The organism is Pseudomonas sp. NPDC087804 (assembly GCF_044742965.1).
Classification (GTDB): Bacteria; Pseudomonadota; Gammaproteobacteria; order Pseudomonadales; family Pseudomonadaceae; genus Aquipseudomonas; species Aquipseudomonas rustica.
This window is the reverse complement of sequence record NZ_JBIUVN010000023.1, coordinates 1-25565: the sequence shown is the minus strand read 5'-3', so window position 1 is coordinate 25565 and position 25565 is coordinate 1. Positions and strand designations below refer to the sequence as shown.

Sequence of the window (25565 nt, the reverse complement as noted above, 5' to 3'; positions counted from 1 at the left end):
TGCTCATTTTTTGAGCAGCAACGCCGCCAACTGCTGACAGGCTTCGGGCAGTTCAAGGGCTTCAGTGTCGATTCGGCATTCCGCACTCAGCGGGGGCTCGTAGGGACTGTCGACGCCGGTGAAGTTGCTGATCCGCCCCTCGCGAACCGCTTGATACAACCCTTTCGGATCGCGCCGCGCACAGACCTGCAACGAGGTGCTGACATGCACCTCGATAAAATCCTCCGGCGCAAACAGTCGGCGTGCCGCCTCACGCTCGGCGCGGAACGGCGAGATGGCCGCGACGATCACGATCAGCCCGGCATCGACCATCAGCCGCGCCACTTCGGCCATACGCCGAATGTTCTCGCGGCGACAGCCATCGCCCATGCCCAGATCGCGACACAGGCCACTGCGCACATTGTCGCCATCGAGCAAAAACGTGTGCAGGCCAAACTGATGCAGATACAACTCCAGCGCATTGGCCAGTGTTGACTTGCCTGCGCCGGAAAACCCGGTCAGCCACAGGCAACGCGGACGCTGCCCCTTGATCATGGCGCGGGCCTGATGCGACAGCGCCAGACCATAAGGGCGAATAGCCGGCGCTGGCGACGGCAGCGACAGGGATTCATTCATAACCGAGCAACTCGTAGTCACGTTGATAAACCCGTCTCACCAATCGCCGGGTGCGCGTGGTGCAAAACTCGCGTGCGGGCATGGGCTGACGTTGCCGGGAGCTGTTGACGTGGGGCAACTGACTGGCCAGCCCCAACTGCTCGCAGACCAACTGAAAGTCGCGCTGCAGATGTTCCTGATAGCCGATGAAATCCAGCGCCAGATGCCCCAGCGAGTCGGTGAGAAAATCGGTTTGCGCCGCAAAGTGCAATTGCCGGGGAATGTTCTCGGGATGCAGCCAGCGCAAGACAAAATCGTCGAAATCCCGGTACTGCCTGACCAGTTGCTGCGCGGCCTGATCGCGGCCACTCAGTTCATTACCGCGCAGAAACGCGAAGGCCGAGTACGCGCGCTCCAGCGGGTCGCGCACGAAGGCAAACTTCCACGCCGTGGCGAACTGTTGCGGAAACTGCTCCTGATACCAGTACAACGGCAGATGCCCCGGGCGCCAGCCATCGAACATCGCTTCGCAAACACTGCTGCCGGCGCACTTGGGCACATGAATGAACAGACACGCGTGCTGCTGGAAAGCCTTTGGAAACGCCACGCTGGCCGACATCGACTTGTTCACGACCTGCCGATCAACCACCGACAAGCGCCCCAGCAGGAAGGCCCGCTGCGGTTTGGGCAGCAGTTTCCACAGATAGCGTTGCAACATGAGAGTACCCGCGCGACGGGGATGTCCCCCTCGATAGATGTAAGAGTTCGTTGAGGAACCTTAACAAGCGCGGTGCCCGGTTTTATGCCGGTTTGGTCAAGAAGGGTAAAGGTCTGGATACAAACAACGGCCCACAACTGCAATGCACTTTCCCTGTAGGAGCTGCCGCAGGCTGCGATCTTTTGATCTTGCTTCTATGAAAACAGATCAAAAGATCGCAGCCTGCGGCAGCTCCTACCGGGCCGCGTGAACATTATCAGGCGATGTCTTCAGCCGGAGCATCCAGGCCCATGGCGTTCAGACGCGCGTAGTAACCGTTCTGCGCCAGCAATTCATCGTGGGTGCCGCGCTCAACGATACGGCCCTGATCCATGACCAGAATCAGGTCAGCTTTCTCGATGGTCGACAGACGGTGAGCAATCACCAGCGTGGTGCGGCCCTTCATCACTTGATCGAGTGCCGCCTGAATGTGCCGTTCCGATTCAGTGTCGAGGGCCGAGGTGGCCTCGTCGAGAATCAACAGCGGCGCGTTCTTGAGCAACGCACGGGCAATCGCCAGACGCTGACGCTGACCACCGGAAAGCAGCACGCCGTTCTCGCCAACCTGAGTGTCGAGGCCTTCAGGCAACTGCGCGATGAAGTCCATCGCGTAGGCATCACGCGCGGCTTTCTCGATGTCTTCACGCGGCGCGCCGGCCAGATCGCCATAGGCGATGTTGTTGGCTACGGTGTCGCTGAACAGGGTTACGTGCTGAGTCACCTGGGCGATATGACGACGCAGATTCAGCAATTTGTAGTTTTCGACTTCCACACCGTCGATAAGGATTTCGCCCTTGTCGTGGTGATAGAAGCGCGGAATCAGGTTGGCCAGCGTCGACTTGCCGCTGCCGGAACGACCGACCAGCGCAACCATCTGCCCCGGCTCAACGCTGAAGCTGATGTTGTCGAGCACCTGACGCTCGGTGTCCGGGTAGGTGAAGCTCAGGTTGCGTACGTCCAGACGACCGGTGACCGCATCGCGCTCAACCGTGCCGGTGTCGACCTCAGGCGCAACATCCAGCTGCTCGAAAATGCTTTCCGCACCGGCCACACCTTTCTGGATGGTCGAGCTGACTTCGGACAATTGGCGAATCGGTTTCGGCAGCAGGCCGGCCAGGGTGATGTAGGCAACCATGTCACCGGCCGAGGCGTCACCGCGCAGATACAGCACGAGGAACATCAGCACGGCCATGGCGCTGTAGATCACCAGTTGCAGCATCGGCGTGTAGATCGCGCCGGTGCGGGTCATGCGCAGCTGTTTGTCGGTGTTGCTCTGGCTGGCCTTGAGGAAGCGCTTCTCTTCGTAGACTTCGCCGCCGAAGCTGCGCACCACGCGATAACCCTGAATGGTTTCAGACGCCACGTGAGTGACGTCGCCCATGGCCAGCTGGATTTTCTTGCTCTGTTTGCGGAATTTCTTGCTCGCGGTGCGCACCATCACGGCGATCAGCGGCAGGATCGCAACCATCACCAGCGTCAGCTTCCAGTTCATGAACAGCAGGGAAGCGAACAGGAAGATCACCGTCATGCCTTCACGGATTACGACCTTGATCGCATCCGTTGCCGCCCCCGTGACCATGGTCACGTTGAAGGTGATGCGGGAAATCAGATGACCGGAGTTATGCTTGTCGAAGTAGCGGTTCGGCAGCACCAGCAGGTTATTGAACAACTGCACGCGCAAGTCATGCACCAGGCCTAAGGAAACCTTGGCCAGAAAATAGTTGCCCAGATAAGATCCCAGACCCTGCCACGCCGCGATCAGGATGATCAGCAACGGTACGGCCTGCAGCAGTTGCAGGTCACGCAGGTAAGGCACGGTCGGGAACAGCACGGCTTCCGGGTTCGACAGGCCGTCGACGAAGTACTTGAGAATGTAACCAAGCATCGGCTGGGTCGAAGCGAAAATCAGAAAACCGACGATGCTGATCAGAAACAGACTGATGTACGGCCGAACATAGCCGAGCAGGCGGAAGTAGATTTTCAAGCTCGAGGGGCTTGCGGCAGGACTGGAGTCGGTCATATCACGCGAAGAGTCGATAAATAAGGACGCCGACTTTAACACAGCTTCTTCGGGGTTCTGGCAATCGGCGAAAGGCTGTTATTGTTAGACACCTTTTTAAGCATCAAATAGCCATCATCCGAATGGTCGATCAACTTCTTCAGGATTGAATCTCTCAGCATGCAACTTCGCGGCTTCAGCAGTACGTCCAATCGAGTCTTCGACTTCATTAGCCTGTGGATACTTCCCGTCGGCTATTTCCTGCTCCTGTGCGCACTGTTCTTTTTGCCGGGCCGAAGTCTGCATCACAAGCTGTTTTACGGCTTGTTCAGCATTCCGACATTGATCGCTTTGTGCCTGCGCCCGCGCGAACTAAAAGAGCTGCTGCGCGAACCGATTTTTGTCGCACTGCTGGTGTTTGTCGCCTGGGCATTGCTCAGCCTCAGTTGGGGGCCGCGCGAAGAAGGCCTCGCCGGGATGTTCAAACCGTCATTGCACACCTTGCTGCTGTTTGCTGGCACCTATCTGCTGGTGCGTTATCGCAGTGAGATCCTGCAACCTCTGCTGTTCGGCGCCGCGTTAGTGGCGTTGGTCGCAACGACGTGGTTCCTGTTCAGATTCGCCCATATTTACCAACCGGGCATACGTCTGATCGGCGGCGGCGCTTTCGACAACCCACTGCTCAGCTCGCACCTGTTCGGTTTCTTCAGCGCCTATTGGCTGAGCGTGACCATGACCTGCAAACGCCGCCAGATGATGTGGCTGAGTGTGCCGGCGATGGCAATCATGTTCATGGCGGTGATCGGCACCGGTTCCAGAACGCCGCTTGTGGCGCTGACCATGGCCGCGTTGTGGCTGTGCTTCATTTGCTGGAACCGCCGCTCGGTGGGCTTGTTGATCGGCCTGGCCCTTAGCGGCGTGACGGTCGCCGTCCTGTTTGCACAAATGATCATCGAACGTGGCGATTCGTATCGACTGGAAATCTGGAAACAAGTACTGCACATGATTGCCGACCATCCCTGGATCGGACATGGTTACAGCGCCACGTTGTCCGTCGACCCCGGCGTCGGCATCAACTTCCAGGAGCCACACAGCTTTGTCCTGGGTGTGTTGTATTACGTCGGCATTGTCGGTCTGGTGCCGTGGCTGTTTTTTATTTTCCGCGGCCTGCTGAGCAGTTGGCGTCAGCGCGTACAACCGCTGTTGATCGTCGCCTCGACACTGCTGATCTTTGGCATCGGCGCCGGGCTGACCGAAGGCGGCGGGATCATTTCGCGGCCCAAGGAGCACTGGTTCCTGTTGTGGATCCCGTTGGCACTGATCGCGGCACTGAGCATCAATCAACGTGCGCGGCGACTGCTGACCCTGCCGGTGCAAAAACTCTCTGCGACTGACCTGCAGCAGATGAGCCTTGACGCTCAGGTCATCGAAGAAGACGGCCTCGGCCCGAAAGTCCTGCGCCTGACCGATGGCAGCTTCCTCAAGCTGTTCCGCCGTCGCCGCTGGTACACCTCGGGCAGCTTCAATCCCTATTCAGAGCGCTTTGCCGTCAACAGCGAGCAGTTGCGCCTTATGGGCATTCCCACCCCGCAAGTGCTCAATCTTTATCGCCTCGACGATGGCAGCAGCGCCGTGCACTACGCCCCCCTGCCCGGCCATACGCTGCGTCAGGTATTGCAGAGCATTACCGCTCCTGCCGTTCGTCAGGCGCTGGTGGAACGCTTTGGCAAGTTCATGGCGCAATTGCACGAGAAAGGCGTCTATTTCCGCTCTCTGCACTTGGGCAACGTGTTGGTGCTGGAGGACGGCGAGTTCGGCTTGATTGATCTGGCAGACCTGCGCGTTTACCCTAGCCCGCTCAGTCTGGCCCTGCGCCAGCGAAATTTGCGCCATATGCAGCGCTATACCGTCGACAAACGCTGGTTGTTCGAAGACCACTTCGAAGCATTACTCCAGGGCTACGCCGTCATGGCGTCGCAATCTGCGGTGGATAATCTGCACAGGCAAGTGCTGGCCGGCAACACTGCGGCCCGAGTTCATTGATGATCGAAACCAACCCCCTCATTGCGCTGGCAGCCTATCTGCTGGCCATCGTATCCGCCGCGCTTTTGTTGCGCGTCGTACCGAAAATCGCCCGCCACCTGCAGCATTCCGGTGAAAGCCGCTATGCCAGCATCGATGGGCTGCGCGGCTACCTGGCGTTTGGTGTGTTCGTGCACCACGCCGTCATTACCTGGATCTTTCTGCGCACCGGAGAGTTCGGATTTCCGCCGAGCAACTTCTACTCGATGATCGGCCAGGGCAGCGTTGCGCTGTTCTTCATGATCACCGGCTTCCTGTTCTGGAACCGTCTGCTGACCCAAGGGCGTCAGCACGATTGGCTGGCCTTCGGCATTTCGCGGGTGTTTCGCCTGTATCCACTGTACCTGCCGCTGATGTTGATCGTCTTCGTCACCGTGTTCCATTTGCAGAACTGGGAACTGAAAGAACCTGGCAGCGCGCTGTTCAAACAGATTCTGGCGTGGCTGACCTTCGACCGTCCGGACATCAACCAATACCCGCAAACCGGCATGCTGATTTCCAACGTCACCTGGACGCTGGCCTATGAAGTGTTCTTCTATCTGGCGCTGCCACTGGCCGGGATGGTGTTCATCTATCGCGGCAGCTGGATACAAGTGGTGCTGTGCCTGATCGGCATTTACGCGCTGTATCAAGTGGTCGGCTGGGAGCACTCGCTGAAGAAACACTTCCTCGCCAGTTTTCTCGGCGGGATCGCCGCGGCGTACTGGATTCGCAAGCCTGCGCTGGTAGCCTGGAGCCGCACACGTCTGGCGGGCGTGATTGCCGTGTTGGCGCTGGTGATTGCCTTCACCGCGTTCAACCGTGCGTTCAAGACCGGGCCGCTGTTCCTGCTGTCATTGTTCTTCGTGATCGTGGCGTCGGGCAACAGCCTGTTCGGCGCGCTCAAGCCACGCAGCATCCGCTGGCTCGGCGAGATCAGCTACAGCACTTATCTGCTGCACGGTTTTGTGTTGTGGCTGATGGTGCAGCGTCTGCCGCTGCTGCTGAATCTGGATGCGCGGGAGGCGGATGTCTATCTGCCGCTGATCGCGATCTGCACCTGCCTGCTGATTCTGATCAGCAGCCTGAGCTTTCTGTACATCGAGTTGCCGGGCATGGCCGCCGGCAAGAAGGTGCTGCAGTGGATTCGCTCGCGGCAGAAAGGCGATAAGCAGCTCTCGGAGAAAGTCGCCCGCTAAGCGCGGGCGACCGCTGTTTCAGCTCTTTTCCTGCGGCGAAAACAGTAACCGCCCAAGACCGCGCCAGGTCTTCTTGTTCCACGCCTTGAACGGGATCTGCTTCAGCAGCTCCCACGCCAGCTTGCGATTGCGGTTGGCGGTTTTCAGGAACATCGAATTCAGCGACTTGTAGCGCACTTCGTCGTACAGCGGATGATCGCTGAACAGCGCATAGATACGCAGAATGCTTTCGATCATGAAGCGGTGATTCTTATACGAGTTGGTCGCGTGCTTGCGATAGCGCGCCATCACCACGTTCAAGCCATCGATGAAATAACCGGCGCGGGTCACCTTCAGTTCGATGTAGAGGTCTTCGAGGCGAATCGTCGGGTCGAAGCCACCGACCTTGTCCAGCGCTTCGCGGCGGATCATCAGGGTCGGGGCTGGCGGATAAGGCTTGCGCTCAAGGAACATGTCGTCGAAATCCAGACGACGGAACGGCACATCACGGCGCTGACGCTTTTCCGGGTAGAGGTTGCCGTCGGCGTCCATCAATTCGATGTTGCCGGCACAAATCCCCACTTCCGGCTTGCCGTCCATGTACGCCACCTGAATCGCGATGCGCTCCGGGCACATGATGTCGTCGGAGCCGAATGGCACGATCAAGCTACCCTTGGCCCGCGCGATGGCGCCATTGAGCGTATTGGTCAGGCCCTGATTCTGCTGCACACGGAAATCGAAACCGTACTGTGCCTGCAAGGCAGTGATGCGCTCGACGCTGTCGTCCTTCGAGCCGTCATCGACCACCAGCAGTTCAATGTTCTTATAGGTCTGGTTGATGACGCTGAGGATACTTTCCTCGATGTACGGCCCGTGGTTGTACGAGGCGATGATCACGGTGACGAGGGCGTTCGCTTCGCTCATGGCTGTTCCTTGCGCGCCTGTTCCAGGCCAGAGTCGATCAGGTTCAGGTACTCCTGACGGAACACCTCGATGTCATGTTGTTCCTGCAGATAGCGGTAGGCTTGCTCGCCCTTGGCCTTGAGTTCGTCGTCGGACAGCGCGAGGTACTGATCCAGCGCCGCGACAATACTCGGCACATCCTTGGGCGTAATCGCCAGACCGCCGGCGCCTTCGATCAGCGGCACCATCGCCGGCACGTTCGAGGCGATCACCGGCAAGTGCCCGCTCATGCCTTCCAGCAAGGCCAGACCCAAACCTTCGGCCAGCGACGGCATCGTCCAGATATCAAACGCGCGCACGTATTGCAGCGCGTTTTCCTTGAAACCCAGCAAGTGCGCGCGACCGCTCAGGCCCAGTTGTTCGATCTCGGCAGCCAGCGGTGCTTGCAGGCGCCCGGCACCGATGATCGCCAACTGGGTGTTCGGGTATTTGTCTTTCAGCGCGGCAAATGCCTGCAACAGATAGGTGTGACCCTTGACCGAAACCAGCCGCCCCAACGCGCCGATCAGGCGCACATTCGGGTCGATGCCGAGCAGCTCACGCGCCTTTTCGCGGCTGTGCTGCAAACCTTCGGCCTGTTCGATGTCGATGGCGTTGGTGATGGCATACGTGTTCTGGTCGGTGAAACCGCAATCGCAGTCCAGCAAGTACTGTTTAACCGCCGGCGAAACACCGACGAAGCGCCAGTGGCGGTCGATCAGTCGTTGAGTCTGACGACGACGATAGAAGCGATCGTACTCGCCGAAACCATGGGAGATGCCAATGCACAACGGCACCTTCAACCAGCGGTTCAGGGTGAGCATCATGTTCACCGGTTTGAAGCGGTTGCAGATGACGACGTCGAACTTCTCGCGGCGGCAGAACTTGTACAGTTCCCACATCGCACGCAGGCGCATGCCTTTCAGGGATTTGTCGGAAAACTCGAAATACACCGAGCGATCGGCGCGGCTGACCGGCTCACCGGGCGCGGGTTTGCCGCGCAGGAACGCAGCGGTGATCTCATAGCGATCCGACGGCAACGCCTTGACGATCTGCTCGGCAAGGTCGGCGAAATCATGGGCTTTGACGTTGTAGTCAGGCTGCAGTTGCAGCACCTTCGACCGTTGACTCATAACTCTCCCCGATTGACGCCTGATTCACCCGGTTTCAGCAGCCACAGCAATTCCTGGCGTCTGACCGCTTTTCGAAAAAATTCGTTTTCGCCATACGCCGACGGCGCGCGACCGGCCAGCAAACGCTGGATCACGCGGCGCAAACGACGCTTGAACGGCGCTGGTGGCTGCAAGTCATGCATCATGCCCAGCGCCATGGCTTTGTCGCGTTGCTGTTCGATAGTCAGTGGCAGGCACAGCGGCTGCATCGGTGCGGCGCCATCGAACGCCGGCGGCAGCGCGATGCCCTCACCGGCATTGCCCATCGGCCAGCGATCATTGTCGTGCAAATGGTTGGCGTAGCCGAGCAGGGTTGGCTGCCAGTCCAGAGTGTTCAGCACTTGCAGCACGGCTTGCTGGCTGCACAGATGATCAGGATGCGGGTCGAGTGTCGGGTGCGGCAAAACGATCACGTCCGGACGCGCGCGCAACAGCACTTCGCGCAGGTCGGCCAGCAGATTGTTCCAGGTCGGCGCGCCATCGACATCGCTCGGCAAGCTGAACGGGTTCAACTGGCGGAACAGACGGGTATCGCTCAGATCGGCTTCGCGTGAAGCCATCGCTTGATTCGGCGCCGCCTGCATCGCTGCCAGTTGCAGACAGAAGTAACCAAGTTGCACGCAGTTTTCCGCCGGCACACCGGCCCAGCGCGGCACGGCGAGGCTGTCCCAAGCGCGCAATCGACCCTTGAGCCGGGCGGCTTCGACCTTGTTCAGGCCCATCTGCTGATAGTGTTCGGCTTCGATTTCGCCAGCGGTCAGGGTGACGATCCAGGCTTCATCGGCCTGGCTGTACAAACCGTAGGCTGCCAGCTCGGCGTCGTCGGCGTGCGGCGCGATCACCATCACTCGCGAGCGGCGATAGTCCGCTTGTTCAAGCGCCCAAAGCACCGGCTCGCCGGAGACGCGACAGAAACGCCCGCGCAAGCGCAGCACACCTTGCGACAAGGCTTGCGCCTGACCGCTGAGGTTCAGATAACGCAGGCCTTTGACGCCACGCTCGAAGGTTTGCGCGTCAGGATTTGTACCGCCCACCAATTCGATACGCGGATCGAAGAAGCGGCCCAGCCACGTGCTTTTGACCTGCACCGCGAGAATCAGCGTGGCATCATCCATCACCATCACGCCGTCATCCAGACGCAATTGCTCGCCGTTCAGATGCACTTTCGGCTGTGGCGTAAACGGTGGAAAGCTGTACTGGTAATCGTCTTTTGGCGAATAGAACAGGTGATCGGCAAACCACGCCTCATGGGCGATCCAGCCGACCACCGCGAGCAGCAACGGCAACCACCAGGCGAGCAAAACGCCGATCGCGATCAACACGATCAACGCAATCAGCAGGCCGATACGTTTGTTGCGCCGGTGGCGCTTGAGCAGTTGCTGTTTGCGGCTCATGGGCGGGCTCATACGGTGAACACCGGCACAGGATTGCACCAGCGATCCTTGTATTCACGGTCGGCGCGACCGAAGGAAAAGCGCAGCGGCTTGTTCAGCGCGCGCGCATGTTCCCAGGCGCTTTGCGTATTGAGGAAACTCAACACGCTGCCGGGACTGAATTCACGGGTTTCGGGGTCGACGCCGCCGTTGATGTATTCAACGCTAATCCACTCCGGCGCTTCGACGCGGTACACCAATTGAATGGCAATCGGCGCCTCGTTGAGGAAGATCACCGAACCGATCAGCAACTCACGCAACAGCTCGATCACATCAGCCATGCGCGCCGCGCCGGTAGCGGGGAAACCCCAGCGGCGCTGAAACAGATCGCAGTAGATCGCCGCCAGCTCAGCGCTGGAAAAGTCGCTGACAGGACGCACCACGCCGCCCGCCTCTTCCAGCAGACGCAATTCGCGGCGCTGGTTGTAGCGAAACTTCTTCGACAATTCTTCCGGGGTGCGGGCCATGGCCAGTTGCTCGGTCTGCAACTTCATGCCGCTGAAGCGACTTTCGTTGAGCGCCGACAGGTAGCGCGCGCGATGGCGCAGCGGGGCTTGGACATCGACGGCGGCCGGCAGGATCAACTCGGCGTTACCGAGGTCGAACAGGCCTTTTTTGCCGTTGCGCTTGAGCACGTCCTTGGACAGCGCGAGATCGCGGCCCCAGGTCGGGATCGCCGCTTTGATTTCGCCTTGCTGCTCCCAGGCCAGATAGCGCACCGGGATGCCGGCCAGATCGGCCAGACGCTCAACCACCAGCGGATGCGTGGCGACACTGCCGCCAAAACGCTGCCAGGTGGTTGCATAGGTCGAGGCGTCAACGGGCGACCAGCCACGTTCGCGCCAGCCTTGGAATCGGTTGAGCATCAGCCCCTCGGTGCCAGATCGATAACTTGCGGCAGACGCCAGAAGGTGTCGCGCACCGCACGGTCGGAGAATTGCTCACGCAGACGTTCGAGCATCATCTCGGCGCACTGATGGCGCTGTTGATCATCCATACCGGCCAAATGTTGCAAGCCCTGGGCAAGACGCTCGGCATCGCCCAGCGGGAACAGAATGCCCACGCCTTCGACCACTTCCTTCGCCCCGCCACACGCAGTGGCCAGCAACGGTACGCCGGCGGCCATGGCTTCCAGCAGCACCATGCCGAACGGTTCGTGATCGGAGCTCAGCGCGAAAACATTGAAGGCGCGGAAGTAATTGCGTGCGTCCGGCACCTGACCTAGGAACAGCACGCGATCGCCGATACCCAGCTCTAGCGCCAGCTCTTTGAGATCCTGTTCCAGCCGACCCTTGCCGAGAATCACCAGTTGGCTGTTCTCGGGCAACCCCGGCAGCGCGGCGGCGAAACCTCGCAGCAATGTCGCCTGATCCTTGTCCGGGTGCAGTCGACCAACGTTGCCGACAATCCACGCATCCGCCGCCAGCCCCAAGGTCTCGCGGGCTTCGCGGGCGGACACCTGAGCAAATTGCAGCGCAGGCAGATCGATACGGTTGTACAGCGTCTGAATCCGCGTTTGCGGCCACTTCGGCAGGCAACGACGCATGTCGTCACGTACCGCGTCGGACACACCGAGCAGGCTCAGACGTTTACGGAAAATGTGCGCGAACAGCTTGCGCGTACGGCGTTGGTAATCACCAAACGCGTGGTGCACGCCAATCACCGGCAGCGACGTGCCGAGCAAGGCGATGTAGATCGGCTTGAAACGATGAGCGATGCAGAAACTGAAATTGCGTGAAGCGGCGATCTTGCGCAGATCGCCGATGGCGCCCAGCTTCAGGCCACGAATGGCCTTGGAGCTGTATTCCATGAACAACACTTCATCGGAGGCACACGCTGCGGCCACCTCGCTATCGGCGGCCCCGGTCAGAAAGACCGTGGTCACCCGATAACCGGTGCACGCGAACAGGCTGGCGTACTGCCGTGCGCAGTCGAGGAACGGCCCGTCATAGCCGTGACAGAACTGCAACACATGGCGTTCAGCCGAGCGAGTCATAAGCGTTTGCGCCCTCTTTGACCACCAGAATGTCTTCCATGATCAGGTACTGCAGATCGGAGCCGAAGAACATGTTCAGCGCGTCGGTCGGCGAGCAGATCATCGGTTCGCCACGACGGTTGAGCGAGGTGTTCAGCGACACGCCGTTGCCGGTGAGGACTTCCAGCGCTTTCATCATGTCGTAGTAGCGCGGGTTGTATTCGCGCTTGAGCACCTGGGCACGGGACGTACCGTCTTCATGGACGACTTCCGGCACACGGGTTTTCCACTCATCCGCGACTTCGAAAGTGAAGGTCATGAACGGCGCCGGGTGATCGATCTTGATCATCTGTGGCGCGACGGTGTCGAGCATCGACGGGCAGAAAGGCCTCCAGCGCTCGCGGAACTTGATCTGGTGGTTGATGCGGTCAGCCACGCCAGGAATGCTCGGGCAGCCGATGATCGAACGACCACCGAGTGCGCGCGGGCCGAATTCCATGCGGCCCTGGAACCAGGCCACCGGGTTGCCATCGACCATGATCTTGGCGATCTGCTCAGGCATGTTGTCGAGCTTGCGCCAGGTCGGCTTGTTCTCGTGACGGGCGCACGCGGCGATCACGTCTTCGTTGCTGTACGACGGCCCGAGGTAGACGTGTTCCATCTTCTCGACCGGTACGCCACGGGCGTGCGACACGTAAGCGGCGGCGCCAACAGCGGTGCCGGCATCGCCGGACGCAGGTTGTACGAACAATTCTTTAACGTCATCGCGGGCGATGATTTTCTGGTTGAGCTTGACGTTCAACGCACAGCCACCGGCGAACGCGAGTTTGCCGGTTTCCTTGAGGATGTCGCCCAGGTAGTGGTCGATCATCTGCAGCGAGATCTTTTCGAACAGCGCTTGCATGCTCGCGGCGTAGTGAATGTACGGCTCGTCAGCGATGTCGCCTTCGCGTTTCGGGCCCAGCCATTCGATCAGCTTCGGCGAGAAGTAGAAGCCTTTGCCCTTCTCTTTGTAGCGACGCAGGCCGATCACGTTGGCGTAGTCGGTGTTGATCACCAGCTCGCCGTTCTCGAACGAGGCCAGACGCGAGAAATCATATTTGCTGGCGTCGCCGTACGGCGCCATGCCCATGACCTTGAACTCACCGTCGAGCATCTCGAAACCGAGGAACTCGGTGATCGCGCCGTACAGGCCGCCGAGGGAGTCCGGGTCGAAGAATTCCTTGATCTTGTGGATCTTGCCGTTTTCGCCGTAACCGAAGAAGGTCGTGGCGTACTCACCCTTTCCGTCGATGCCGAGAATCGCGGTTTTCTCTTGGAAACCCGAGCAGTGGTAGGCGCTGGAGGCGTGAGCCAGGTGGTGCTCGACCGGCTCGATCTTGATCTTTTTCGGATCAAAACCCAGTTGCTCCAGGCACCAGACGATTTTGTTGCGATAGCGCTTGTAGCGGCGGTTGCCCATCAGAATCGCGTCAAGAGCGCGATCCGGTGCGTACCAGTAGCGCTTGGCGTAGTGCCAGCGCGCCTCGCCGAACAGGCTGATCGGTGCGAACGGAATCGCTACCACGTCAACGTCGGACGGCTTGATGCCAGCCTGCTCAAGGCAGAACTTCGCCGATTCGTAGGGCATGCGGTTCTTTGCATGCTTATCGCGTACGAAGCGCTCTTCCTCAGCCGCCGCCACCAACTTGCCGTCGATGTACAAGGCTGCTGAAGGATCATGGCTAAGGGCGCCGGACAGGCCAAGAATCGTCAATGCCACAGGGGTCTAGCCTCTTTAGTCTGCATGCAGGCGCAAGGCGCCTTGAAAATTGAAGTGCCCTCGCACCGGGCGAGAGACAGCTAAAGGGCGGGATTATAGCGTAAAAGCGCCAGCAAACCTCTAGCGGAACGGGCAAGCGCCCGCGTTGACACTTCCGGGCACGTCAACATAGACTCCGTGCAAATGGACTGGGGGATCCCGGTCGGCGCTAATGCCTCGGTGAGATCACCGGGGCTTTTCGCTTTCTGGGGCAGGGAAAATCTTCAAACCCCAGTTCTCGAATCCCTCTCCGACGTTGCTCCGCCCTCCACTGCAATAGAATTTGCGCTTGAGCACATCAAACGCGCGATTCTCCTGACCTGCCCTTCGTTACTCCCGATTCGCTTGCGTTTTCAAAGAGAGAAAACTGCAAAACAGCTACCCACGACTTGATAAGCCCATGTATGAACGCAAACTTTCGCTGCCGTTTTAATCGTCAAGAGATGCCCTCCGATGTCGTCAGGGCAAATTAGCATCGGCGCTCAATCGGGCACAGGTTATGGGTTCTGGAGAAGTTGTAGGAGAAGTCAGCGGAGTTTGTGGCGTATTGATGTTCAGGTTCAAAAGATCGCAGCCTTCGGCAGCTCCTACAGGAAATCGCATTCCACATGTAGGAGCTGCCGAAGGCTGCGATCTTTTAAGTCTTCAGACTCGATCAATACTTTTCGGCAAACGCTGATCAATCACTTGATACAGCGCGCTGCTCTCGGGCCAGTTGCGCATGAAGCGTGCGCGGTCGCGGGCGTAGGCCGGGGCGAAGCTGCCGAGGGAGCGGTGTTGGCACATCGAGTCGAGATCGATCAGGGCCCAGCGATCGTCCTGCCAGAACAGGTTGTGGCCCTTGAAGTCGCCATGGCTGATGCGTTCGGCGATCAGGCGGGCGAACAGTTGATCCAGCGCCTGCAGCTCGGATTCCGGCGCGTTGCCGTTTTCAACATACGGCGCAAAGCGCTCGATGATGTCCGGGCCCGGCAGGTATTCGGTGATCAGATACGCGCGGCTGCGCAGCCACAGGAAACGTTTTTCCAGCACGGCCAGCGGCTTCGGCGTGGCGATGCCGAGGAATGCCAGACGATTGCCTTCACGCCATGAATGCCAGGCGCGGCTCGGGCGCCAGAAGCGTTTGAGCCAATGAGCAAAATTCTTGATGTTGTAGCGCTTGATCACCAGTTTGCGCCCGGCCACTTCAACCTTGCCGACGCTCGCCGCGCCGCCGGTTTTGTACAAATGGCCCTGATCGAGCAACGCATCGGCCTGTTCCAGCACCGGCGCCATCGCCGCTTCTTCCTCACGACGAATAGCACGTAGCGCGAATGCTCCGCGCTGCACGGCAAACAGCGTGCACTCGCGACCGACCTTGATCAGGTAATCGCGCAGACGCCAGGCGCGCACTTTGTCGATCTGCTTCTGCAATGCTTCCAGCGGCAACGCGTGTTCGCCGTTGCTCAGCAGGTAATACACCAACAACTCTTCAGTGAACGGCTCCAGTGACTTGGGCAACTGAGCGAAAAGCACACCGAGATTTTCCAGCACTTTCTGCCGCGACAACGGCTGGACAGCGGTTTCCGCGCAGATGCCCGCACCGTCGATCAAATACAACTCACCGCCGTGACGTAGCAGATTGTCCAGGTGCAGGTCTTCCTGCCACAGACCCTTGCTGTGCAACTGCGCGATCGCGCCGAGCGCGTCGCCCAGCACCGCCGATTGTTCATCCGCCAGCACCGGCAACGACTCGACCTGTTGCCAGGCATCACCAAGGCTTTCCGCATCTTCAAGGAATTCGAACAGCAGCCAGCCGCCCTCGCCTTCCTTCAAGCCATCGGCCAACAGCAGCGGCGTGGTCAAGCCTTGCGCCGCCAGCAGCTTCACGCCATTGAGTTCACGCTGAAAATGCCGCGCCGCTTTGCTGCCGACCAGCAATTTCGCCAGCACTGGCCGACCGCGCCACACACCGGCACCGACATAACGCCGCCCCGGCAGCACCCGCAGCAGACTTAGCAGCTGCAAATCGGCCGGCCCGGCGGCATCGGCCAGGGAAATCGTCAACGGCAGACTTGGCGTGCGCCCGGCGTTTTTCAGGTCGGACAACTGCATCAGCGAGTCTCCTTGCGACTGCGCCGCGCGGTCAGACGCGTAACCCAGGCGTCGACCAATGAACTGTCGGTCGCCTGATCGACATAAGCCGCAAGCAGCTCGCGCAGTTGCGCCTCGTTCCATTGCGGCGCACGGCGCACCAGTGGCTCCAGATCCTTGACCCGATCGCGCATGCCCCACAGCAGTGGCCGGGTTTTCTCCAGGTCGATCAACTGCGCGCGATATTCAGCGCCGTCGGCCTGCAAAAAAATATGTTTCGGGTAAAAACAGCCGTGCACCTGACGCAGACCGTGCAGCAGTCGCGCCAGTTGCCCGCAGGCCTTGAGGATCGCCGATTGCTGCGTGGCGGTCAGTTCCGGCCAGCGCTGCAACAACGAATCAAGATCATCCCAGCCATCGAGGGCGCGGGTCAGCAGGATCGCGCGGACTTCGCCATCGACCTTGCGCTGGCCGAAAAAAGCCGCTTGCAGCGCCGGAATCCCCAGCGTGTTGTAACGGCTGATATTGCGAAACTCACGGGCAAAACTCGGCTCGCCGAATGGCGCGTGCAAGGTGCGCGTCAGGTAGTTGCTCTGGCGCTTGAGGTAGTAGGCGTGCCCTTCCAGCTCCAGACGAAACACGCTGCTCCAGCCGCCACCGTCGGTGTTCGGCTCGTCCACCGCTTCGAGCTGTTTGGCCCAGAGCGCGTCGAAGGTGCCGAGGCCATGGCGCTCAAGCAGCGCACGGTCTTCAGCGGCCAGAAAATCAGTCATTCGCGTCCCTCGAAAAATCTCACCACGTGGCGAATGCGCTTCTTGTCAGCGGCATTCAGGCGATCACGCCCACGGTATTGCAGATAAAAGCGCAGGCGCTGGGTGTTCGACAGGTGATATTTGGCGACCTTGTCGAGGCAGGCCAGATCCTTGGTGATGCGGTACTTGAGCCAGAAACCGCGCCAGAAATCGCCGTTGGGGCAGTCGATCAGAAACAGTCGATCCTGATCGTCGATCAGCAGGTTGCGCCACTTCAAATCGTTATGGGTGAAGCGGTGATCGTGCATCGTTCGCGTATAAGCGGCCAACTGCCGACTGACACCATCGACCCAGGCGCGATCCTTGAGTTTCGGATCGTTGCGCTCAGCCAGCGCCGAGAGATCCTCGGTGCGCGGCAATTCGCGGGTGATCATCGCGCCACGGTCGTACGCCGCGCCACGTCGCTCCAGACCCCAGGCCACCACTTCGGCGGTGGGAATGCCCCACTTGGCGAAGCGTTTGAGGTTCTGCCACTCCATCTTCACCCGCGGCTTGCCGAGGTAACGGCGCAAGCCTTTACCGGCGCCGACGTAGCGTTTGACGTAATAGTTGACGCCGTTGCGCTCGACCCGGACGACTTCCGACAGCGGATCGCGAGTCAGCCGTTCGCCTTGCAGGGCGAACACCGCTTCGAGGCTGCCAAAATCTTCGGCGAGTTCACTGTATTGCGGTTCCAGAATCCAACCCGCCATCAGAGCGCATCTCCGTAGCGCTGTTTACGCGCATAGAGCTTGTTGGCCTTGCCTTCGAGCCAGCTCAGCAACGGCGCTTCTTCGGCGAGAATCTGCCGCAGCGGTTGCTGGAAATAGCCCTTGAGGAAACGCAGCTTGTCGCGTCGGGTCAGGCCGATATCCAGCGCGGAAAAGTACAGCGCGGCCAGATCCTTGTTGCGCCAGCGCTGGGTGATTTTCGCGCGGGTCTGGGCACGGTGCAGGTCGATCACAGAGAGCTTGAAATCTTCTGCCGTCACCGGTTTATCGGTGTGCAGCAGGAAGTGGCAGATGTAGCAGTCGCGGTGATTGACGCCGGCGCGGTGCATCATGCCGGTCATGCGCGCGACTTCGGCGATCAGCGCGCGCTTGAGTTTCGGCTCGGGCGGCTGCTTGATCCAGTCGATGCTGAAGTCTTCTAGGCTGACGGTCGGCGCCAGTTCTTCGGTGACGATGAACGAGTGCTGATCCGCCGGGTTGCTGCCCTTCTCGCCGTACGCAACGGCGGTCATGGTCGGCACGCCGACTTCCTGCAAACGCTGGATAGCCTTCCACTCCTGACCCGCGCCGAGTACCGGCAGCTTGGCGGTCAGCAGGTTCTTGAAGATTTCGCCCCAGCCGATGCCACGGTGGATCTTGACGAAAAATCCGTTGCCGTCGACTTCCGTGCGCAGTGTCCGACGTGCTTCCAGCTCGCGGTATACCTCGCCCTGCAAGCCTTCGACTTCGGCGAACGGGTCGCGTCCGGCCCAAAGGCTTTTGAACGGTTCAGCCAGCATCAACTTCATTAAGCGTGCTCCGCCAGAATCACATCGGCCGCGTGCTGCGGCATGCTGTAGAGGTCGGCCGTCTCGGCGAAGGCCAGACCATTGCGGCTCCAGGCCGCGCGTGCAGCGTCGTCATGCAACATTTCAGTTAGGTATTGCGTCAACTGCGCTTGATCGAACGGCTCGTCCAGCACTCGCCCGGCGTCGGCCTCGGCAATGTAATGGGCGTAACCACAGACCGCGCTGACCAGCACCGGCAACCCGGCGACCAACGCTTCAAGCAACACAGTACCGGTGTTTTCGTTGTACGCCGGGTGAATCAACAGGTCGGCGCCGAGCAGGAAACGCGGGATATCGCTGCGCCCTTTGAGGAACGTGACGTTATCGCCCAGACCCAACGTCGCGCTCTGCATCTGGAATAATTTGGGGTCATCCTGGCCGATTACAAACAGCCGGGTGCGCTTCTTCAGTTCGGCGGGCAATGCGGCCAGTGCTTTCAGGCTGCGATCAACGCCCTTGGTCTTGAACCCGGAACCGATCTGCACCAGCAGCAGCTCGTCATCCTTCAAATTGAATTCGGCGCGGAAACCGGCGCGAATTTCGTCAGCGTCTGCCGGACGGCGACGATCCTGGGCGATGCCCGGTGGCAGCAAGTGGAAGCGCTCAAGCGGCGTGTCGTAATGCTTGATGAACAGCGGCTGCTGCACTTCGGAAATCATCAGCACTTCGGTCTTCGCATCTTTGGCGAACACCGCGCGCTCGTATTCGGCGAAGTGGCGATAGCGGCCCCAGCGGCGGTACAGCGAATTGCGCAGGTTCTGCGCCTTGTCTTCGAAGCAGCCGTCGGCGGCGTAATAAACGTCCAGCCCCGGCATCTTGTTGAAGCCGATCAGGCGATCAACCGGGCGCTTGGCCAGATCCGCTGCCATCCACGCACTGAGTTTTTCGTTGCGACGATGATTGAAGAAGGCTTTGACCGGCGCCACCAGCACTTCAAAACCGGGCGGCACGTCGCCTTCCCAGATCAGCGTGTAGACGCGGATCTGATGCCCGCGTTTCTGGCATTCGAGGGCGATGCGCATGAAATCGCGCTGCAAGCCACCGAACGGAAAATATTTGTACAGGACGAATGCCAATTGCATCAGCGCAGCTCCTCAGCCATTAACAACGTGCTCAGTCGGCTGGCGACACGCTCGGGGTTCAGACGCGTGAAGCACAGCGGCTGTTCACGCTTCAGGTCAAACTGACGGGCATCCTGCGCGGTCGGTTGATAGGTACATTTCTTTTGCAGGCACGGCGCGCACGGGAAGTCGCTGGCCAGGTGAATCTGCAATTTGCCGTAAGCGCCGGTCAGGCCCGGGTTGGTCGGGCCGAACAGCGAAATGGTCGGCACGTCCAGCGCCGCTGCCAAATGGCCGAGGCCGGTGTCCACCGCCACGCAGGCTTGCGCCCCGGCGAGGACTTTGCCGACGCCGGCCAGATTGAGTTTCGGCAGCACTTCGGCGTGTTTGAAACCGGCGGCAATGCGTTCGGCGCGGGCCTTTTCCTGCGGATTGCCCCACGGCAGCTTGACGCCGACGCCGAGGTAACCAACGCGTTCAGTCAATTCGCGCCAGTAGGCTTCCGGCCAGTGTTTGGTGTCCCACGTGGTGCCGTGCAGGAACACTACGAAGGCGTTTTTGCGTGGCAGTTCGACCAGACGCTCGACGTTGAGGCCGTAGTCGCCCAAGCCTTTTGGCAGGTCGTAACCGAGGGCGATGGCGAACAGTTGGCGCACGCGTTCGACGGCGTGTTGCCCACGGGCCACGGCCAGTTTGCGATCGTAAAAACGCGCGGCCATCGGCTCACGCGCCGAACCTTTATCGAGTCCGGCCACCGGCGCTTTGACGTAACGGGTCAGCCAGGCACTTTTCAGCAGGCCTTGGGCGTCGATCACCAAGTCGTATTTGTTGGCGCGCACGCTTTGTTTGAAGCGTTTCCACTCGCCGCTGGTGATGGTTTTCCAGATATTTTTGCGCCAGCGGCGGATCGCCACCGGAATCACTTTGTCGACGGCCGGGTGCCAGGTCGGGATCTCGGCGAAGCCTTCTTCAACGACCCAGTCGAATTTGATCCCGGGGATCGCCCTGGCGGCGTCAGTCAGCGCCGGCAACGCATGAATCACGTCGCCCAGCGATGAAGTCTTGATCAACAGTACCCGCAACTTAATGAACCTCGACCACGGAGCCCTGCAATTTTTGCAAGGCATCGTTGACCGCGTCCGGCATCAACTGGCGCAGGCAGTTGTAATGGCCGAAGCGGCAGGTACGGTCGAAGCACGGGCTGCAATCGAGACCCAGACGCACCACTTCAACGTGTTCGGCCAACGGCGGGGTGAACCCCGGCGAGGTCGAGCCGTAGACCGCGACCAGTGGACGGTTCAGGGCGGCGGCGACGTGCATCAGGCCGGAGTCATTGGAGACCACCGAGTCGGCGCAGGACATCAGGTCGATGGCCTCGGCCAGCGAGGTGCCGCCGCTGAGGTTGACCGATTCTTCGCGCAGGCCAGGGATCAACCGGGCGCGAATGTCTTCGCCGACCGCGTGATCGTTTTTCGAGCCGAACAGCCACACCTGCCAGCCTTCGCGGATTCGCGCTTCTGCGACTTTCGCGTAGTGCTCGGACGGCCAGCGCTTGGATTCGCCGAACTCGGCGCCGGGGCACAGGGCCAATACCGGGCGATCGAGGCTCAGGCCGAACTTGGCCAGCGCGGCTTCGCGGGTGACCGGGTCGATTTGCAGGCTTGGGCGTGGATAGGGTTTCGGCAGCTCGGCGTTCGGCTCATAGGCCAAAGCCATGAAACGCTCAATCATCAGCGGATAGCGTTCTTTGTCGAGGGTGCGCACGTCGTTGAGCAAGCCGTAGCGGAATTCGCCGCGCCAGCCGGTGCGTTTCGGGATGCCGGCGAAGAACGGCACCAGCGCCGATTTCAGCGAGTTGGGCAGCAGGATCGCTTGATCGTACTGGCCGCGCAGGGATTTGCCGATGCGCCGACGCGTCGCCAGTTCCAGCGCGCCGTGGCCGAGCGGGAAGCTCAAGGCCTTGCGCACTTCGGGCATGCGCTCAAGGATCGGCCGGCTCCACTCGGGGGCCAGCACGTCGATTTCGCATTGCGGGTGGCGCTGCTTGAGACACTGAAAGAGTGTCTGCGCCATCACCATGTCACCGACCCAACTGGGCCCAACGATCAGAATATTCATGTGGTTTCCAAAAACGAACCGGGGAGGCATTTACGCCTCCCCGCCTCGAGAATTCTACAAACACTGTAGATCTACTGTGGGAGCGAGCCTGCTCGCGAAAGGGTCTTCACATTCAACATTATTGTCGTCTGATACTCCGCTATCGCTGGCAAGCCAGCTCCCACAGGGTTTTGCATCCGTTCCAACATCTGCATTTCAGCGCAGATCTATTGTAGGAGTGAGCCTGCTCGCGAAGGGGCCGGCACATCCAACATCGATGCTGCCTGACACTCCGCCTTCGCGAGCAAGCCCGCTCCCACAGGGTTTTGCATCTGTTCACATATCTGCGTTTTAGCGCAGATCACTGTGGGAGCGAGCTCGCTCGCGAAGGGGCCAGCACATTCAACATCGATGTCGCCTGACACTCCGCCTTCGCGAGCAAGCTCGCTCCCACAGGGTTTTGCGTCCGTTCCAACATCTGCATTTCAGCGCAGATCTATTGTAGGAGTGAGCCTGCTCGCGAAGGGGCCAGCACATTCAACATCGATGTCGCCTGACACTCCGCCTTCGCGAGCAGGCTCGCTCCCACAGGGTTTTGCATTCGTTCCAACATCTGCGATTCACCGCAGATCTATTGTAGGAGTGAGCCTGCTCGCGAAGGGGCCGGCACATTCAACATCGATGTTGCCTGACACTCCGCTTTCGCGAGCAGGCTCGCTCCCACCTTTTGAATTTCGTTGCCTTCATTGGCGTGTTCAGCTTAGCCCCATCTCTTTCCAGATCCGCAACACCTGTCGCCGTTCTTCGACGAACTGGTCGCCTGCAATCACCCCCGGATCCTTCTGCAAGGCCTGCCGGTGGGCGGCGGAGCGGTAGGCTTTGTAGGCCTCGCGCAACAGGCTGGCGTCTTCGGCAGGCATCAGCCCTTCGTGTTCCAGCTCTTCCGTGATGCGGATGTTATCGGTCCAGCGCAGCAATGGCGGGTGGTTGTGCGACCACGCCAGGGCCGCGTATTGCACCATAAATTCAATATCGACGATACCTCCGGCGTCCTGCTTGAGGTCGAACGGCGCCGTGGCGTCGAAGGCATTCGCCGCTGTGCCGGCCGCGGTGCTCTTGGTGCCGAGGTTGTCGCGCATCTTCGCGCGCATCTCGCTGACTTCCTGTTGCAACTTCGCCAGATCACGGGATTTGCCCAACACCTGCGCGCGAACCTTCTCGAACGCTTTGCCAACATCCTGACTGCCGACCAGCACCCGCGCCCGCACCAGAGCCTGATGCTCCCACGTCCACGCTTCATTTTCCTGATAGCGGGCAAACGCGCCGAGCGAACTCACCAACAGCCCGGACGCACCGGACGGCCGCAAACGCATGTCCACTTCATAGAGCTGGCCCGAGTTGGTCTGCGCCGTCAGCAAGTGAATGATCCGCTGCCCCAGCCGGGTAAAGAACTGCGCGCCATCAATCGGTTTCGCCCCGTCGGTTTCTGCCTGCGGATCACCGTCATGGATAAACACCAGATCCAGATCGGAACCATGCCCCAGTTCCAGCCCGCCGACTTTCCCGTAACCGACAATGATGAAGCCGGGATCGCACAAGGTGCCGTCGGTGCGCAGCGGCGTACCGTGTTTGGCCACGGTCTGGCGCCAGGCCAGGGCCAGCACTTGTTCAAGAATCGCCTCAGCGAGCCAGGTCAGGTAATCGCTGACTTTCATCAACGGCAGGCTGCCGGCGATTTCCGAAGCGGCGACGCGCAAGCGGTGCGCCAGTTTGAAATGGCGCAGGGCTTCCATTTGTTGTTCGAGGTCGTCTTCGGGGATTCGCGTCAGCCGCTCGCGCAATTCGGCGGCCAATTCCGGCGCCAGAGGCGGCTTGAACAAACGCCCTTCGTTGAGCAATTCATCCATCAGCAGCGGGAAGCGAGTGATCTGTTCAGCAATCCACGGGCTCGCCGCGCACAACGTCAGCAAGCGGCGCAGCGCACCGGGGTTTTCCGTGAGCAAGACTAAATAAGCCGAACGCCGAGCGACCGCTTCCACCAGCGGCAACACCCGTTCAAGCACCAGATCCGGATTGGCATGCTCAACCGCTTGCGCCAACAGGCGCGGAATAAACGCATCAAGACGCTCGCGCCCTAGCCGTTGCATCGCGCGCAATTGCGGGCTTCCACGCAAACCGGCCAGTGCCTTCAGGGCTTTGCTGGCATCAGCGAAACCGCCCTCTTCCAACTGTCGGCAAGCCGCCTCTTCGTCCTGCTCTTCTTCCCACAATGGCAACCATTCACCGCCGACCACCACTTCGCTTTCGGTGCCTTCTTCCTCGTCGGGATCGGCAATCACCTGCGCAAAGTGCCAGGCGACGCGGCCGCGCCAGAACATCAGCTTCTCGTGGAAAGCCTCCCAATCGGCAAACCCGAGCATAAAGGCAATGCGCGCCTGATCCTGCGCGCCATCCGGCAGCATTTGCGTTTGACGGTCAGCGATTGCCTGAATCGCATGCTCGGTGTAACGCAGAAATTCGTAACCTTCACGCAACTCGCTGATCACCGCTGGCGGCAGGTAGCCCTGCCCTTCCAGCGTGCTCAACACCTTTAATAGAGGACGCTGTTGCAGACTCAGGTCGCGGCCGCCGTGGATCAACTGAAAGGCCTGAGCAATAAACTCGACCTCACGAATCCCGCCGGAACCGAGCTTGATATTGTCGGCCATGCCTTTGCGCCGCACTTCCTGCTGGATCAACTGCTTCATGGTGCGCAGCGCTTCGATCGCCGAGAAGTCCAGGTAACGCCGATAAACAAATGGCCGCAGCATGTCGAGCAACTGCGCCCCCGCGACCTGATCGCCGGCCACCACCCGCGCCTTGATCATCGCGTAGCGTTCCCAGTCGCGGCCCTGGTCCTGGTAATACTGTTCCAGCGCATTGAAGCTCAGCACCAGCGCGCCGGAGGAACCGTACGGGCGCAGGCGCATGTCGACGCGGAACACAAAGCCGTCGACGGTCATCGGATCCAGTGCCTTGATCAGGCGCTGGCCGAGACGAATGAAAAATTCCTGATTATCCAGCGAGCGCTTCACGCCCACCGTTTCGCCGCCCTCGGGGTAGGCAAAAATCAAATCGATGTCGGAGGACAGGTTCAGCTCGACCGCGCCGAGCTTGCCCATGCCGAGGATGACCATGGGCTGCGGCTCACCGCTGCGGCGACCGGTCGGCGTGCCGAATTGTTCGCAATGGCGGCTGTACAACCATTGATAAGCCTGGTCGATGGTGGCGTCGGCCATGTCCGAGAGATCGCGGCAGGTCTGCACCAGATCGGCCTGTCGGGTGAGGTCACGCCAGATGATCCGCACTTGATGGCGCGCCCGTTGGCGACGCAGGGCGCGACCGAGTTCGTCTTCGGTCTGTGCCGCGTTCACCGCAGCGGAAATCTGCGCACACAATTCACCCGGTGCGAACGGCCGGTCGAGTTCGCCAGACTGCACCAGCGCGAGCAACATCAAAGGGTCACGAACGCTCTGTTCAATGACGAACTCGCTGGCAGCGGTGACGCGGGCGAATTGCGCCCAGCGTTCTGGCGTCCAGGTCGAGAAGCCGTGATCGTCTTCCAGTTCGGCGACGGCCGTACGGAACGACTGTTCGGATCGAGTGACCAACGGCAGGAGGATGGCAGGCAGTTCGGCAAGCACGGGCAGGGTCATGGTCTATCCTTGATCGGCGTGTAATCAGCCGCTTGTAGTGAATGGTGAAAACCCGCTACCTGAAGGACTGTCGAACAAAAGTTAGAAATAGCTGAAATTTCTTCTTCTTTAGCATCCAGCATCAAAGTTTCACCTTTTACGGATGGTAATCGACCAACCTTAACGATTATTCTCACAACGCAGTCAGAGGCCACAAGCCTTTCATCTGTAGTTTTACTACTCGTCTATACATCCGAAAGGCTGAAATGCTCAAAGATTTGTAGTAAAACTACACGCCGCCGGAACAACCTGTCGGCAATCCAAGAATTTTAAATCGTCTGCCCACAAGGCCAGTCGCAAACTCAGGCAACCGATTCTGGAAGCCTTTCCGCCCTGGAG

At 59.9% G+C, this 25565-nt stretch carries 19 protein-coding genes and 1 pseudogene; 2 read left to right on the top strand and 18 right to left on the bottom strand.

What is annotated here, in order from left to right; all coding sequences use genetic code 11:
* Window positions 1–3: 3 nt before the first annotated feature.
* The 3 genes from cysC to msbA all read right to left on the bottom strand — a co-directional run bounded on the left by cysC (window position 4) and on the right by msbA (window position 3371).
* A complete protein-coding gene (gene cysC / locus ACIOMO_RS21925) occupies window positions 4–615 on the bottom strand; it encodes an adenylyl-sulfate kinase (protein ID WP_212549870.1) in 612 nt (203 codons plus the stop codon).
* Complete coding sequence (locus tag ACIOMO_RS21920; protein WP_212549871.1) at window positions 608–1312, bottom strand: sulfotransferase family 2 domain-containing protein; 705 nt, start codon at window positions 1310–1312, stop codon at window positions 608–610. The genes cysC and ACIOMO_RS21920 overlap by 8 nt, the downstream gene beginning before the upstream one ends.
* Window positions 1313–1568: 256 nt before the next feature.
* Entirely contained in the window at window positions 1569–3371 is a 1803-nt protein-coding gene (msbA, locus tag ACIOMO_RS21915) for a lipid A export permease/ATP-binding protein MsbA (RefSeq protein ID WP_159811690.1), read from the bottom strand.
* Between the two features lie 159 nt (window positions 3372–3530).
* On the opposite strand from msbA, the gene ACIOMO_RS21910 reads away from it, so the two are divergent.
* Entirely contained in the window at window positions 3531–5393 is a 1863-nt protein-coding gene (locus tag ACIOMO_RS21910) for an O-antigen ligase family protein (protein ID WP_401243552.1), read from the top strand.
* Window positions 5393–6610 (top strand): acyltransferase family protein, encoded by a 1218-nt coding sequence (locus ACIOMO_RS21905; RefSeq protein WP_400649696.1) that lies wholly within the window; start codon window positions 5393–5395, stop codon window positions 6608–6610. The genes ACIOMO_RS21910 and ACIOMO_RS21905 overlap by 1 nt, the downstream gene beginning before the upstream one ends.
* 18 nt (window positions 6611–6628) lie before the next feature.
* Here the strand turns inward: ACIOMO_RS21905 and ACIOMO_RS21900 are convergent, their stop codons facing one another.
* The 15 genes and pseudogenes from ACIOMO_RS21900 to glnE form a co-directional block, all read right to left on the bottom strand.
* Window positions 6629–7513 (bottom strand): glycosyltransferase, encoded by an 885-nt coding sequence (locus ACIOMO_RS21900; RefSeq protein ID WP_401243550.1) that lies wholly within the window; start codon window positions 7511–7513, stop codon window positions 6629–6631.
* Window positions 7510–8664: a glycosyltransferase family 4 protein gene (locus ACIOMO_RS21895; protein ID WP_401243548.1), complete on the bottom strand. Its 1155-nt coding sequence runs from the start codon at window positions 8662–8664 to the stop codon at window positions 7510–7512. Before ACIOMO_RS21895 ends, ACIOMO_RS21900 begins: the two co-directional genes overlap by 4 nt.
* A complete protein-coding gene (locus ACIOMO_RS21890; RefSeq protein WP_401243546.1) occupies window positions 8661–10097 on the bottom strand; it encodes a PIG-L family deacetylase in 1437 nt (478 codons plus the stop codon). The genes ACIOMO_RS21895 and ACIOMO_RS21890 overlap by 4 nt, the downstream gene beginning before the upstream one ends.
* Before the next feature lie 8 nt (window positions 10098–10105).
* Window positions 10106–11002: an antimicrobial resistance protein Mig-14 gene (locus ACIOMO_RS21885; protein ID WP_401243544.1), complete on the bottom strand. Its 897-nt coding sequence runs from the start codon at window positions 11000–11002 to the stop codon at window positions 10106–10108.
* Window positions 11002–12132, bottom strand: coding sequence for a glycosyltransferase (locus ACIOMO_RS21880; RefSeq protein ID WP_401243542.1), 1131 nt, complete (start codon window positions 12130–12132; stop codon window positions 11002–11004). The genes ACIOMO_RS21885 and ACIOMO_RS21880 overlap by 1 nt, the downstream gene beginning before the upstream one ends.
* Window positions 12116–13873 carry a carbamoyltransferase gene (locus tag ACIOMO_RS21875; protein WP_008079282.1) on the bottom strand — a complete coding sequence of 586 codons (1758 nt, stop codon included), beginning with the start codon at window positions 13871–13873 and terminating at the stop codon, window positions 12116–12118. Before ACIOMO_RS21875 ends, ACIOMO_RS21880 begins: the two co-directional genes overlap by 17 nt.
* 225 nt (window positions 13874–14098) lie before the next feature.
* A pseudogene (locus ACIOMO_RS21870) lies at window positions 14099–14239 on the bottom strand (DUF3800 domain-containing protein); the annotation flags it as partial.
* A gap of 318 nt (window positions 14240–14557) precedes the next feature.
* Window positions 14558–16006, bottom strand: coding sequence for a lipopolysaccharide kinase InaA family protein (locus ACIOMO_RS21865; protein ID WP_401243540.1), 1449 nt, complete (start codon window positions 16004–16006; stop codon window positions 14558–14560).
* Window positions 16006–16758 (bottom strand): lipopolysaccharide kinase InaA family protein, encoded by a 753-nt coding sequence (locus tag ACIOMO_RS21860; RefSeq protein WP_053116719.1) that lies wholly within the window; start codon window positions 16756–16758, stop codon window positions 16006–16008. The genes ACIOMO_RS21865 and ACIOMO_RS21860 overlap by 1 nt, the downstream gene beginning before the upstream one ends.
* The gene (locus ACIOMO_RS21855) at window positions 16755–17489 is read right to left on the bottom strand and encodes a lipopolysaccharide kinase InaA family protein (protein ID WP_053116718.1); all 735 of its coding nucleotides are present in this window, start codon (window positions 17487–17489) and stop codon (window positions 16755–16757) included. Before ACIOMO_RS21855 ends, ACIOMO_RS21860 begins: the two co-directional genes overlap by 4 nt.
* Window positions 17489–18295, bottom strand: coding sequence for a lipopolysaccharide core heptose(I) kinase RfaP (gene rfaP / locus ACIOMO_RS21850; protein ID WP_400753986.1), 807 nt, complete (start codon window positions 18293–18295; stop codon window positions 17489–17491). The genes ACIOMO_RS21855 and rfaP overlap by 1 nt, the downstream gene beginning before the upstream one ends.
* The gene (locus ACIOMO_RS21845) at window positions 18295–19416 is read right to left on the bottom strand and encodes a glycosyltransferase family 4 protein (protein WP_194935865.1); all 1122 of its coding nucleotides are present in this window, start codon (window positions 19414–19416) and stop codon (window positions 18295–18297) included. Before ACIOMO_RS21845 ends, rfaP begins: the two co-directional genes overlap by 1 nt.
* Window positions 19416–20477 carry a lipopolysaccharide heptosyltransferase I gene (waaC, locus tag ACIOMO_RS21840; protein ID WP_053116715.1) on the bottom strand — a complete coding sequence of 354 codons (1062 nt, stop codon included), beginning with the start codon at window positions 20475–20477 and terminating at the stop codon, window positions 19416–19418. The genes ACIOMO_RS21845 and waaC overlap by 1 nt, the downstream gene beginning before the upstream one ends.
* Window position 20478: 1 nt before the next feature.
* Window positions 20479–21513, bottom strand: coding sequence for a lipopolysaccharide heptosyltransferase II (gene waaF / locus ACIOMO_RS21835; RefSeq protein WP_064387782.1), 1035 nt, complete (start codon window positions 21511–21513; stop codon window positions 20479–20481).
* Between the two features lie 734 nt (window positions 21514–22247).
* Window positions 22248–25187 carry a bifunctional [glutamate--ammonia ligase]-adenylyl-L-tyrosine phosphorylase/[glutamate--ammonia-ligase] adenylyltransferase gene (gene glnE, locus ACIOMO_RS21830; protein WP_212549883.1) on the bottom strand — a complete coding sequence of 980 codons (2940 nt, stop codon included), beginning with the start codon at window positions 25185–25187 and terminating at the stop codon, window positions 22248–22250.
* Window positions 25188–25565: the final 378 nt, after the last annotated feature.

Coding starts and splice junctions, on each gene's coding strand:
- cysC (WP_212549870.1), bottom strand. CDS start 615: ATGAATGAATCCCTGTCGCTGCCGTCGCCAGCGCCGGCTATTCGCCCT.
- ACIOMO_RS21920 (WP_212549871.1), bottom strand. CDS start 1,312: ATGTTGCAACGCTATCTGTGGAAACTGCTGCCCAAACCGCAGCGGGCC.
- msbA (WP_159811690.1), bottom strand. CDS start 3,371: ATGACCGACTCCAGTCCTGCCGCAAGCCCCTCGAGCTTGAAAATCTAC.
- ACIOMO_RS21910 (WP_401243552.1), top strand. CDS start 3,531: ATGCAACTTCGCGGCTTCAGCAGTACGTCCAATCGAGTCTTCGACTTC.
- ACIOMO_RS21905 (WP_400649696.1), top strand. CDS start 5,393: ATGATCGAAACCAACCCCCTCATTGCGCTGGCAGCCTATCTGCTGGCC.
- ACIOMO_RS21900 (WP_401243550.1), bottom strand. CDS start 7,513: ATGAGCGAAGCGAACGCCCTCGTCACCGTGATCATCGCCTCGTACAAC.
- ACIOMO_RS21895 (WP_401243548.1), bottom strand. CDS start 8,664: ATGAGTCAACGGTCGAAGGTGCTGCAACTGCAGCCTGACTACAACGTC.
- ACIOMO_RS21890 (WP_401243546.1), bottom strand. CDS start 10,097: ATGAGCCGCAAACAGCAACTGCTCAAGCGCCACCGGCGCAACAAACGT.
- ACIOMO_RS21885 (WP_401243544.1), bottom strand. CDS start 11,002: ATGCTCAACCGATTCCAAGGCTGGCGCGAACGTGGCTGGTCGCCCGTT.
- ACIOMO_RS21880 (WP_401243542.1), bottom strand. CDS start 12,132: ATGACTCGCTCGGCTGAACGCCATGTGTTGCAGTTCTGTCACGGCTAT.
- ACIOMO_RS21865 (WP_401243540.1), bottom strand. CDS start 16,006: ATGCAGTTGTCCGACCTGAAAAACGCCGGGCGCACGCCAAGTCTGCCG.
- ACIOMO_RS21860 (WP_053116719.1), bottom strand. CDS start 16,758: ATGACTGATTTTCTGGCCGCTGAAGACCGTGCGCTGCTTGAGCGCCAT.
- ACIOMO_RS21855 (WP_053116718.1), bottom strand. CDS start 17,489: ATGGCGGGTTGGATTCTGGAACCGCAATACAGTGAACTCGCCGAAGAT.
- rfaP (WP_400753986.1), bottom strand. CDS start 18,295: ATGAAGTTGATGCTGGCTGAACCGTTCAAAAGCCTTTGGGCCGGACGC.
- ACIOMO_RS21845 (WP_194935865.1), bottom strand. CDS start 19,416: ATGCAATTGGCATTCGTCCTGTACAAATATTTTCCGTTCGGTGGCTTG.
- waaF (WP_064387782.1), bottom strand. CDS start 21,513: ATGAATATTCTGATCGTTGGGCCCAGTTGGGTCGGTGACATGGTGATG.
- glnE (WP_212549883.1), bottom strand. CDS start 25,187: ATGACCCTGCCCGTGCTTGCCGAACTGCCTGCCATCCTCCTGCCGTTG.